Origin of the sequence: Citrobacter sp. Igbk 17, from assembly GCF_028069775.1 — a bacterium.
Lineage (GTDB): Bacteria > Pseudomonadota > Gammaproteobacteria > Enterobacterales > Enterobacteriaceae > Citrobacter.
On sequence record NZ_JANEWI010000002.1, the window covers coordinates 237,132 to 248,817 of the forward strand.

Consider the following 11,686-nt stretch of genomic DNA (forward strand, 5'->3'; position numbering starts at 1 on the left):
CGGGTCGGGTCGTTATATTCAACAGTTTCCTTGCAGCTAGTGGCGACTCAGCTCGTCCTTGCGTGCACGACCTAGTAACGTCAATGCTGCCTCGCGCGCGTTTTTTCCGCAATACAATACTTGATAAATTTCCTCGGTTATTGGCATTTCGACACCAAAACGGTGCGCCAACTCACGAACTTCTTTTGTATTACGGTAGCCTTCAACTACCTGACCAATCTTGTCCTGCGCGCCCTGCACATCCATACCCTGACCGAGCATCATGCCAAAACGACGGTTACGCGACTGGTTGTCGGTACAGGTCAGCACCAGATCGCCTAAACCTGCCATCCCCATAAAGGTGGCAGGATCAGCGCCCAGCGCCGCACCAAGCCGCGACATTTCGGTAAGCCCACGGGTGATCAATGCCGTTCGTGCGTTTGCACCAAAGCCGATGCCGTCAGACATCCCCGCGCCAATCGCAATCACGTTTTTCACCGCGCCACCAAGCTGCACGCCAATGAAATCCGGGTTGCTGTAGACGCGGAAGCTTTTGCCACAGTGCAGTAACTGCTGAAGATCGTCAGCAAAGGTCTCGTCCGTTGAGGCCAGAGAAATCGCCGTCGGCATGCCCGCCGCCAGTTCTTTAGCAAATGTTGGACCGGAGATAACGGCCAGCGGGATTTCATCCCCCAGCGCTTCACGCGCGACATCCTGTAACAGGCGTCCCGTTTCTGCTTCCAGTCCTTTTGTCGCCCAAACCAGTCGCGCGTCGGCACGCATCAACGGTTTAATCTTGCGTAGCACTTCACCAAAGACATGGCTCGGCACCACCACCAGAATATTACGGCTGGCGGCCAGCGCAGTAGCTAAATCACTTTCCAGGCGCAGCGTTTCGGGAAAAGGCACATCAGGGAGGAACGCGACGTTGCAGCGATCGTGCTCAAGGGTCGCAATATGTTTTGGATCGTGGCCCCACAGGACAACCTGGTGGCCGTTTCTTGCCAGGGTGATAGCAAGAGCGGTGCCGTACGAGCCGGCACCAATCACAGTCATTGAAGCATTACTTTGGTTCATCAGGCATCCTGATGTTCTTCAGTACCTTCGCCAGCCTGCTGCTGTAAATAGTTCATGAACAGCGCATCAAAGTTGACCGGCGCAAGGTTCAGTTGCGGGAACGTACCGCGTGAAACCAGGCTAGTGATGCATTCGCGGGCATACGGGAACAGGATGTTCGGGCAGTATGCACCCAGGCAATGCGCCATCTGAGTCCCTTCAATACCACTGATGGAGAAAATACCGCCCTGCTGAACTTCGCACAGGAACGCAGTTTCTTCGCCCAGAGAAGCCGTAACGGTGACACGCAGCACTACTTCATACACATCATCTGCCAGTTGGGTAGATGCGGTATCAAGATCCAGTTTAACCTCTGGCTGCCAATCTTTCTGGAAAACATGCGGTGCATTTGGCGCTTCGAAAGACACATCCTTGGTATAAATACGTTGGATCTGGAAAGCCATTTCAGTGTTATTTTGTTCTGACATGTTTAGAAAACCCTTAGTGTTGTCCTTTAAATACTTCGGTACGCCTTAACGCAGCAGGGGATCCAGTCCACCACGCGCATCCAACGCATACAAGTCGTCACAACCGCCAATGTGCTGTGCATCAATAAAAATCTGCGGAACCGTCGTACGGCCACTGCGCTTGATCATCTCTTCACGCTTCACGGCATCGCCGTCAATCGGAAGTTCCTGGAAACTCACACCCTTACTGTTCAACAGCGCCTTTGCGCGATGGCAAAACGGGCAGGTTGCTTTGGTATAGATCTCAATATTGGCCATGACTTATCTCCAGTGTTCTTTTTACCCTGCGGTACGAAAGAAGACGGGTAAATTACTTGCCGCGAACCAGTGGCAGATTCTCGCCACTCCAGCCCGCTACGCCGTCTTTCAGTACAGATACCTGTTCAAAACCGGCTTTAATCAGCGCAGTTGCGGAATCCTGGCACTGCATGCCTGAGCCATCAACCACAATAACAGGTTTGTTTTTGTGTTTTTCCAGCTCGCCAAAATTATTGGCTTTAATTTCGCTCGGCAGCAGGTTCGTGGAGCCTGCGATATGACCTTTGCGGAAGTCGTCGCGCTGACGTAAATCCACAATCACCGCATCTTCTTTATTGATTAGACGTGTCGCTTCGCCGCGTGTAATTACCTTCACTTTTGAGGTCAGGCTCTTAAACGTGGTAAACAATACCGCCGCCAGTAACGCAATCCAGGCGATACTCAAGACAGGGTGGCGGCTAACAAATTGCATAATTTCTTGCATGGGGGGTAACAACTCCCGACTCAGTGATTAAAAAAACCAGGAAAGGAGTATACCTGCGCGTTGGCGCAAATACAGCCAGAGCATGCATTGGATTGCATTTTTGCGGGGCGCTACGGAAAAAAAAACACAAATCGCCCCCCTACCCGAACCGCTCTGGTCGATTATTTGATCTTCTGGGGCTACTTTATCGATTCAGCTGTAGTAAAATTACGCAATTATTTTTTATCTATTAAGTGTGAGGTTGTCGCAATGTCGGTTTCTAAAAAGCCTATGGTACTGGTGATTCTGGATGGCTACGGCTATCGTGAAGACAGCCAGGATAACGCTATTTTTAATGCCAAAACCCCGGTAATGGATGCCCTGTGGGCAAAACGTCCGCATACTCTGATTGATGCGTCTGGCCTGGAAGTCGGCCTGCCCGATCGCCAGATGGGTAACTCCGAAGTGGGTCACGTTAACCTGGGCGCGGGCCGCATCGTGTATCAGGATCTGACCCGTCTGGATGTAGAAATTAAAGAACGGACTTTCTTCGCTAACCCGGTGCTGACCGCCGCAGTTGACCAGGCAAAAAATGCCGGCAAAGCGGTACACATCATGGGCCTGCTGTCTGCCGGTGGCGTACACAGCCACGAAGATCACATCATGGCGATGGTTGAACTGGCCGCTGAGCGCGGCGCAGAAAAAATCTATCTGCACGCTTTCCTTGATGGCCGTGATACCCCGCCGCGCAGTGCTGAACACTCACTGCAGAAATTCGAAGAGAAATTTGCCGCACTGGGTAAAGGCCGTGTAGCGTCCATCATCGGTCGTTACTACGCCATGGACCGCGACAACCGTTGGGATCGCGTTGAGCAGGCTTATGACCTGATGACGCTGGCACAAGGTGAATTCCAGGCCGATACCGCAGTAGCAGGTCTGCAGGCTGCCTATGCTCGCGACGAAAACGACGAATTCGTAAAAGCGACCGTGATCCGCGCTGAAGGCCAGGCTGATGCCGCAATGGAAGACGGAGATACGCTGATTTTCATGAACTTCCGTGCTGACCGTGCGCGTGAAATTACCCGTGCGTTTGTAAACGCTGATTTCGATGGCTTCGCACGTAAAAAAGTTGTCAACCTCAACTTTGTGATGCTCACTGAATACGCAGCCGACATCAAAACCGCGGTAGCTTACCCACCAGCGTCTCTGGCCAACACCCTTGGTGAGTGGATGGCGAAGAATGACAAAACCCAGCTGCGTATTTCTGAAACAGAAAAATACGCGCACGTGACCTTCTTCTTTAATGGCGGTGTAGAAGAACCGTTCAAAGGCGAAGACCGCATCCTGATCAACTCGCCAAAAGTCGCCACCTACGACCTGCAGCCAGAAATGAGCTCTGCAGAACTGACTGAGAAGCTGGTTGCTGCGATTGAAAGCGGTAAATACGATACCATCATCTGTAACTACCCGAACGGCGACATGGTTGGCCATACCGGGGTGATGGAAGCGGCGGTTAAAGCGGTTGAAGCGCTGGATCACTGCGTTGAGCAAGTGACTAAAGCTGTTGAATCCGTTGGCGGCCAACTGCTGATCACCGCAGACCACGGTAACGCTGAGCAGATGCGCGATCCGTCTACCGGTCAGGCACATACCGCGCATACCAACCTGCCGGTTCCACTGATTTATGTTGGTGACAAAAACGTCAAAGCAGTCGAAGGCGGTAAACTTTCGGATATCGCCCCGACGATGCTGACGCTGATGGGTATGGAAATCCCGCAAGAGATGACTGGTAAGCCGCTGTTCATCGTGGAATAATCCCTCCCCATGAGGGGAAAGGCGATTAATACCATCACATGGGCCGTGAAACTGCCAAAGTTTTCAGTCAGGCCCTTGTTCTACGCCAGCGCGCTTAGCGCTGGCGTATTGCTGTGCGCCTTTTCCGCCCACGCGGACGAACGCGATCAGCTCAAATCAATTCAGGCCGATATCGCGGCAAAAGAACGCGCGGTACGCCAACAGCAACAACAACGCGCCACCCTCCTTGCTCAGCTTAAAGCTCAGGAACAGGCTATCGCCGTCGCCGCAAGGCAACTGCGCGAAACGCAAAACTCACTGGCACAGCTGAACGCACAAATCGCTGAGATGAACGCCGCGCTCGCGAAGCTGGAAAAGCAGCGGGCAGCGCAAGAGCGCAGTCTGGCCGCCCAATTAGATGCTGCATTTCGCCAGGGTGAACATACTGGTATTCAGTTGATCCTCAGCGGTGAAGAGACTCAGCGCGGACAACGCCTGCAGGCCTATTTCGGCTATCTGAACCAGGCGCGCCAGGAGACTATCGCACAGCTGAAGCAAACCCGCGAAGAGGTCGATTCGCAAAAAGCCGAGCTGGAAGATAAGCAAAGCGAACAGCAGACGCTGCTGTACGAACAGCGTGCTCAGCAGGCAAAACTCGAGCAGGCGCGTAATGAACGTCAAAAAACGCTCGCGGGCCTGGAATCATCCATTCAGCAGGGTCAGCAGCAGTTAGGCGAGATGCGAGCCAACGAATCCCGTCTGCGCAACAGTATTGCGCGAGCAGAAGCCGCCGCGAAAGCCCGCGCAGAGCGTGAAGCACGTGAGGCGCAAGCTGTGCGTGATAAGCAGCAGGAAGCATCACGCAAAGGCTCGACCTATAAGCCAACCGAAAGCGAGAAATCACTGATGTCTCGTACCGGCGGGTTGGGCTCACCACGCGGCCAGGCGTTCTGGCCCGTTCGTGGTCCAACACTACATCGCTATGGCGAACAGCTGCAAGGTGAGCTACGTTGGAAAGGGATGGTTATTGGTGCCTCCGAAGGTACCGAAGTCAAAGCCATCGCCGATGGTCGCGTCATTCTGGCAGACTGGTTGCAGGGCTATGGACTGGTCGTCGTGGTTGAACACGGTAAAGGCGATATGAGCCTGTACGGTTACAACCAAAGCGCATTGGTCAGCGTGGGTACGCAGGTTCGCGCCGGGCAGCCTATTGCACTTGTGGGTAGCAGCGGTGGTCAGGGCAGGCCAGCACTCTATTTCGAAATTCGTCGCCAGGGTCAGGCGGTCAATCCACAGCCGTGGTTGGGAAGATAAGTTTTGCCTCAGTTTCGTCGTACTTTGCTCTCACTCGCCAGCCTGCTGGCACTCGCAACACCTGTTTTCGCCGGCAAACTTGCTATCGTCATTGATGATTTCGGTTATCGTCCGCAAACGGAAAACCAGGTGCTGGCAATGCCTTCCACTGTCTCCGTTGCCGTTCTGCCAAACGCGCCACATGCACGTGAAATGGCGACTAAAGCGCATAACAGTGGACATGAAGTGTTGATCCATCTACCGATGGCTCCACTGAGCAAGCAACCGCTGGAGAAAGACACGTTACGCCCGGAGATGAGCAGCGAAGAAATTGAACGGATTATTCGCGACGCGGTAAGCAAAGTGCCGTATGCAGTGGGACTGAACAACCACATGGGGAGTGCGATGACGTCCAGCCTGTTCGGCATGCAGAAAGTGATGCAAGCTCTGGAACGCTACGACCTCTACTTCCTCGACAGTATGACCATCGGCAACAGCCAGGCCCTGCGCGCAGCGGCAGGAACCGGGGTGAAGGTCATCAAACGCAAAGTCTTCCTCGACGATACACAAAACGAAGCGGATATTCGCCGTCAGTTTAATCGTGCAGTCGATCTTGCTCGCCGTAACGGATCAGCGATTGCCATCGGGCACCCTCACCCTTCGACGGTACGCGTATTGCAGCAGATGCTGTATAGCCTGCCAGCCGATATTACGCTGGTTCGTCCGAGCAGTCTGCTCAATGAGCCGCAGGTCGATACCTCCAGGCCTAATCTCACTCCACCGAGAAGCGGTACGCCAGATGCGCCTCGTAATCCTTTCCGTGGGGTGAAACTGTGCAAACCGAAGCAACCTCTGGAGCCGGTTTACGCCAACCGATTCTTTAGCGTGCTAGGGGAAAGCATCACACAAAGCACGCTGGTGCAATATATGAGACTGCAGTGGCAAGGCTGGGGGAACACATCTTCACCCAGCACCATGAATGCTAACGTAGATTAAGCGCTTTTCGGGCAATACGCGAAGGCGTTGATGTTTTATCACGCCATTTCCATAGACGGAATGACCATAGCAGTGCCTGGTACAATACTTTGGCACTGCGTACGTTAGTTATCATGCGCTTATACATACCAGAGACAAAAATCTCTGCGATCATACGCTGACGAATATGCACATCCTGTTCTTTACGGACTGCATGGCATACGCGCAATGCTTCATAGGTAACTTGCTGATGAAATTCCGGATAAATAGTAATCCGATCGGCATATTCACGATTCAGCCTATCCAATAATCGCGTAATTTTAATATAGTGCCGCTGGTAGTTGAGATTTTTTAAACCTTGTCGTTTAAGACGGCTGATTGATTGATCATGTAAGAAGTATTTATATAAAGATTGTTCGGTATATCGCACGCGTACAGCGTTAAACATAAACTCCGTCGTCCAGACAATATCCTGGTGATGTAACCCCGGAATAAACGTTATTTTATTTTTCTCAATAACATCCCGGCGATAAATTCCCATCCACACCACATGTGTCCAGCGGCGTGAAGCCAACGCCATACGTAACCAGTCAGGGCCGGTCAACACTCCCGTAGACCGAAGACGATCCGTCGGTATTGATTGCCAGGTGTGTCCCGTTTCGAGAATGCACCAGTCGGAATTACACTGTGCTAAATCCAGATCATCCTGAATTGCCATGGTCATCAGGGTTTCGTACATATTGGGATAAACCAGGTCATCGGCATCGACAAATGCAACATATTCCCCTTTGGCCGCTTCCAGGCCACGGTTACGCGCTACGGATGCCCCTGCGTTAGCCTGATGCAACAACCGCACGTGGGAATAGTTATCCGCATAATGTTGTGCAATATCAACAGAGTTATCCGTTGAACCATCATTCACAATGATGATCTCTAGCGCAGTCCATGTCTGTGCGATCAACGATTCCATGCAATCCCGAAAACTATCACCCACGTTATACAACGGAATAATAACACTCAACATACTTGTGCGGTTTCTCATCAGCTAACCCAGGTTTGTCATTACGCTGATGACTTTTACTACAGTTTCATTAAGGAATTATTAAGGTTAGAACGTATTTATGGGCAGAAACGCTGCAGCGAAAGCGTCCGATTTGAGAAAGATACCCTGCCACGCCTGCGTTTAGCAGGTTGATGATAGCTCAGATCGTCTACATATCGGGGTGCACAACCTGTATACTCTATCCCTATGAATTAACGTACTCTATAGGCTGATATTGAGGGAAAAGATGGCCATCAGTAAGACACACGAAAAAGGTTATACGGTCTATTGCAAAGAGACCAAAAAAGACCTTAAGTCACTGATGAATAAGTATATAAAGAAAGAAATCAGTGGCAAACCGCTGAGCAGTGGTAACGCATTGCGCAGCGTGGAGTTGGTCGAGTACAACTCGCAAAAATTTATCATCAAAAACGACCGTGAAGTTGATCCACGATTTGAGAAAAAATTACAGAACTTTACCTCCGGCCCTTTCTATTCCCGGCTGATCAGGAAACTGGACAGGCTCCCGCCGGAAATGCGCATCTGTACTGCCGATCTCTATTATGCTGCTGAGAAAACACGTTTTCGCCAGTGTCATGATGTTTATACCATTCATGAATATATTGAAGGGGTTCCTTTAAGGGAAATTAACCAGCAGAATGCTGACGAGGTAAAGCAATGCGTGCTGCGTCTTCACAAGGCAGGACTGGCATCAAATGATATTCACCCAGGGAATTTCATTCGCACGCCAACGGGTGAGTTAAGGATTATTGACCTGTCCTGTAAGGGAAATATGAAGGTTTGTCAGGCAAATGACATTCTGGCATTACAACGAAAATATAATATTAACGTTAAAGGCAGAGGGTTAATTTATAAACTTATCCTGCTTAAAGAAAATATAAGATCGTTATCCAGGAAGATCCGCGGTAAATAAAATTTATGATTTATACGGCCAGATAGCGATATCTGGCCATAATTAACATTGAATGCACGTTGCGCATTCAATCCCAGCTCAGGATCACTTTCCCGGACTGGCCTGAACGCATGGCATCAAAGCCCTGCTGGAACTCATCAATCGAGAATCGATGGGTAATGATCGGCGACAGATCAAGACCGGACTGGATCAGTGCCGCCATCTTGTACCAGGTTTCAAACATTTCGCGACCATAGATACCTTTAATAAACAGACCTTTAAAGATAACTTTCGTCCAGTCTATCGACATGTCTGATGGCGGGATCCCCAGCATGGCAATACGGCCACCGTGGTTCATGGTGTCCAGCATGGTGCGGAACGCTGGCGGCGCTCCGGACATCTCCAGGCCCACATCAAACCCTTCGGTCATCCCCAGTTCAGCCATCACGTCGGTCAGATTCTCTTTCGAGACGTTGACTGCGCGGGTAATACCCATTTTACGCGCCAGCTCCAGACGGTACTCATTAACATCGGTAATCACTACGTGGCGTGCACCAACGTGCTTCGCTACCGCGGCAGCCATAATACCAATCGGACCCGCACCGGAAACCAGCACATCTTCGCCAACCAAATCAAATGACAGCGCCGTGTGTACCGCGTTACCGAATGGATCGAATATGGAAGCTAAATCATCGGAGATATTGTCCGGGATTTTAAAGGCGTTAAACGCCGGGATCACCAGGTATTGAGCAAAACAGCCTGGACGGTTTACGCCGACACCGGTCGTATTGCGGCACAGGTGAGTACGGCCACCGCGGCAGTTACGGCAATGTCCGCAAGAAATATGGCCTTCACCAGAAACGCGATCGCCGATTTTGAAGCCTTTAACTTCCTGGCCGATGCCAACAACTTCACCGACATATTCATGCCCTACAACCATTGGAACCGGGATGGTTTTTTGCGACCACTCATCCCAGTTATAAATGTGAACGTCAGTCCCGCAGATGGCTGTTTTACGGATTTTAATCAGCAAATCGTTATGGCCGACTTCCGGTTCAGGAACGTCGGTCATCCAAATGCCTTCTTCCGCTTTCAGTTTGGATAACGCTTTCATTTCACATCCTCAGGCAATTACGCCCAGTTGTTTACCAATGCGTGTGAACGCGTCGACAGCACGCGTAATCTGCTCAGGGGTATGTGCCGCAGACATCTGGGTACGAATACGCGCCTGGCCTTTTGGAACCACTGGATAAAAGAATCCAGTAACGTAAATCCCCTCTTTTTGCAGTTCGCGGGCAAACGCCTGTGCAACAACCGCATCACCCAGCATTACCGGAATAATCGCGTGATCGGCCCCTGCCAGCGTGAAGCCTGCTGCGGACATTTGCTCACGGAATTGACGCGCATTCGCCCACAGACGATCGCGCAGGTCACTACCCGCCTCAACCATCTCCAGCACCTTAATGGAAGCAGCAACAATTGCCGGAGCCAGTGAGTTAGAGAACAGATACGGACGAGAACGTTGACGCAGCCACTCAACAACTTCTTTACGTGCCGCAGTGTAACCACCCGATGCGCCACCGAGTGCTTTGCCCAGCGTGCCGGTGATGATGTCCACACGACCCATCACGTCGCAATACTCATGAGAGCCACGGCCGTTCTCACCCACAAAGCCTACCGCGTGGGAATCATCTACCATCACCAGCGCATCATATTTGTCTGCCAGATCGCATACGCCTTTCAGGTTAGCGATAACGCCATCCATAGAGAACACACCATCGGTGGCGATCAATACGTGGCGGGCACCTGCTTCACGCGCTTCTTTCAGGCGCGCTTCCAGTTCCTGCATATCGTTGTTGGCATAGCGGAAACGCTTCGCTTTGCACAGGCGCACACCATCGATAATAGAGGCGTGGTTCAGGGCATCAGAGATAATGGCATCTTCTGCTCCCAGCAGCGTTTCGAACAGGCCGCCGTTGGCGTCAAAGCAGGAAGAGTAAAGAATGGCATCTTCCATACCCAGGAACGCAGCCAGTTTTTGCTCCAGGTGCTTATGGGTGTCCTGAGTGCCACAAATAAAGCGCACCGAGGCCATACCAAATCCGTGAGAATCCATACCCGCTTTTGCCGCTGCAATCAGTTCCGGGTGGTTAGCCAGCCCTAAGTAGTTGTTCGCACAAAAGTTAATAACATGGCTTCCGTCAGCCACGGTGATATCAGCCTGCTGAGCAGACGTAATAATGCGCTCTTCTTTAAACAACCCTTCCGCGCGTGCGGTTTCCAGATCGTTCGTTAACTGCTTATAAAAATTCCCACGCATTGCAATTCTCCAGACTGGGCAAATTTCAGCACATATTACCCAATGCTATAGGTTTGTACGAGATGACTCATCATGACTTGTCTAAAATGCAGCATAAATCACGTGTACCCACATAACCTTTCAGGAATGACAGGCCTGGCTTACGTTGTTCCGTCATCAATGACCTGAGACGCTGATGACGGTGCCAGAGTAAATCCTGCCATAGCAAAGGCCTTATTAACCTTAATGATATAGTTGTCTTCGTAGAATTCCTCAATCGCCTGCTGAATCTGCTCGCCGGCAGGCAACGCTTTGCCATCAACGATTTCCTGCAGCAAGGAAACAAATTTTTCTGGTTCATCAGTCGGGTATAAATTACCGTTTATCCCTTCTTTGATAATGTCTGCAGGCCCCGTTTCACAATCAGAGCTAATGGCATAAACACCGTGAGCGCTGGCTTCAACCAGAACCATAACGAAACCTTCAAAATGGGAAGTTAGCAGCAGGCAGGTGATATTTTTCAGCGTATTTTGAATATATTCCCACGGTGATTTCTGCCAACCATGCCAGTGAATTTTTTCGCTAATCCCCAACGTTTCAGCTAATGCCGTTAAGGTATCAACATCCGGGCCGGTGCCGACAATATCTAAGGACCACTTCCCTTTTAGTTTAGCCAACCCGTTGAAAAGACTACGTACATTTTTCTGTCCATCTGCTACAACCCTGCCTACATACACAAACCGGGCATGCTTCTCTGGGGTAGGGATACGGATATCGCATCGCGCAACGGGATTGTAAATCGTTGCAATAGTGCTTTTTTCTATTCCCATCTCAATGAGTTGCTGAGTTATCCCAGAGCTAATTGAAAGATGATAGTCAGCTTTATTAATGTACTTGATTTTTTTCTTGTAATTATTTTTGTAGAAGTTAAAAATAGAGAAGTGAAACCATGAAAATATTTTAACCTGCTTGCTTGTATATTTTCTTGCAACGTGACTGATATAACATGAAAGCGTATCCAGGGATATAATTACATCAGGACTTTCCTGATGTATAATTTTTCGCAAACCATAAGCAAAACTTAGTC

General features: G+C 50.6%; 12 protein-coding genes. 4 read left to right on the top strand and 8 right to left on the bottom strand.

The annotated features are described in order from the left end of the window. Window positions 1–36: 36 nt before the first annotated feature. From gpsA to NNO08_RS02250, 4 genes are read right to left on the bottom strand one after another with little or no spacing between them, the layout of a single operon-like run. On the bottom strand, window positions 37–1,056 hold the full coding sequence (gene gpsA / locus NNO08_RS02235) for an NAD(P)H-dependent glycerol-3-phosphate dehydrogenase (RefSeq protein WP_137382092.1): 1,020 nt from the start codon (window positions 1,054–1,056) through the stop codon (window positions 37–39). After that, entirely contained in the window at window positions 1,056–1,523 is a 468-nt protein-coding gene (gene secB / locus NNO08_RS02240) for a protein-export chaperone SecB (protein WP_003024155.1), read from the bottom strand. Before secB ends, gpsA begins: the two co-directional genes overlap by 1 nt. A gap of 45 nt (window positions 1,524–1,568) precedes the next feature. Beyond that, a complete protein-coding gene (gene grxC / locus NNO08_RS02245) occupies window positions 1,569–1,820 on the bottom strand; it encodes a glutaredoxin 3 (protein WP_003024152.1) in 252 nt (83 codons plus the stop codon). 52 nt (window positions 1,821–1,872) lie between these two features. Then, a complete protein-coding gene (locus tag NNO08_RS02250; protein ID WP_005120473.1) occupies window positions 1,873–2,304 on the bottom strand; it encodes a rhodanese-like domain-containing protein in 432 nt (143 codons plus the stop codon). Between the two features lie 249 nt (window positions 2,305–2,553). On the opposite strand from NNO08_RS02250, the gene gpmM reads away from it, so the two are divergent. Genes gpmM through NNO08_RS02265 form a run of 3 tightly spaced genes read left to right on the top strand, consistent with a single transcriptional unit; the run spans window position 2,554 to window position 6,366 of the window. Continuing rightward, window positions 2,554–4,098: a 2,3-bisphosphoglycerate-independent phosphoglycerate mutase gene (gene gpmM, locus NNO08_RS02255; protein WP_271448763.1), complete on the top strand. Its 1,545-nt coding sequence runs from the start codon at window positions 2,554–2,556 to the stop codon at window positions 4,096–4,098. 33 nt (window positions 4,099–4,131) lie between these two features. Beyond that, window positions 4,132–5,391, top strand: a complete 1,260-nt coding sequence (gene envC / locus NNO08_RS02260) for a murein hydrolase activator EnvC (RefSeq protein ID WP_271456106.1) — start codon at window positions 4,132–4,134, stop codon at window positions 5,389–5,391. Between the two features lie 3 nt (window positions 5,392–5,394). Next, window positions 5,395–6,366: a divergent polysaccharide deacetylase family protein gene (locus NNO08_RS02265; protein ID WP_271456099.1), complete on the top strand. Its 972-nt coding sequence runs from the start codon at window positions 5,395–5,397 to the stop codon at window positions 6,364–6,366. Here the strand turns inward: NNO08_RS02265 and NNO08_RS02270 are convergent. After that, window positions 6,353–7,387, bottom strand: a complete 1,035-nt coding sequence (locus NNO08_RS02270; protein WP_271456100.1) for a glycosyltransferase — start codon at window positions 7,385–7,387, stop codon at window positions 6,353–6,355. The two genes, NNO08_RS02265 and NNO08_RS02270, sit on opposite strands and share 14 nt — an antisense overlap. 247 nt (window positions 7,388–7,634) lie before the next feature. On the opposite strand from NNO08_RS02270, the gene rfaY reads away from it, so the two are divergent. Further along, on the top strand, window positions 7,635–8,321 hold the full coding sequence (rfaY, locus tag NNO08_RS02275) for a lipopolysaccharide core heptose(II) kinase RfaY (RefSeq protein ID WP_271456101.1): 687 nt from the start codon (window positions 7,635–7,637) through the stop codon (window positions 8,319–8,321). Window positions 8,322–8,388: 67 nt separating this feature from the next. On the opposite strand, the gene tdh is transcribed toward rfaY, so the two are convergent. The 3 genes from tdh to NNO08_RS02290 all read right to left on the bottom strand — a co-directional run. Then, window positions 8,389–9,414, bottom strand: a complete 1,026-nt coding sequence (tdh, locus tag NNO08_RS02280) for an L-threonine 3-dehydrogenase (RefSeq protein ID WP_271456102.1) — start codon at window positions 9,412–9,414, stop codon at window positions 8,389–8,391. A gap of 9 nt (window positions 9,415–9,423) precedes the next feature. Next, window positions 9,424–10,620 carry a glycine C-acetyltransferase gene (kbl, locus tag NNO08_RS02285; RefSeq protein WP_271440348.1) on the bottom strand — a complete coding sequence of 399 codons (1,197 nt, stop codon included), beginning with the start codon at window positions 10,618–10,620 and terminating at the stop codon, window positions 9,424–9,426. Window positions 10,621–10,760: 140 nt separating this feature from the next. Beyond that, window positions 10,761–11,686 (bottom strand): glycosyltransferase (locus tag NNO08_RS02290; protein WP_271456103.1); only part of this gene is annotated, 926 nt, incomplete at its 5' end.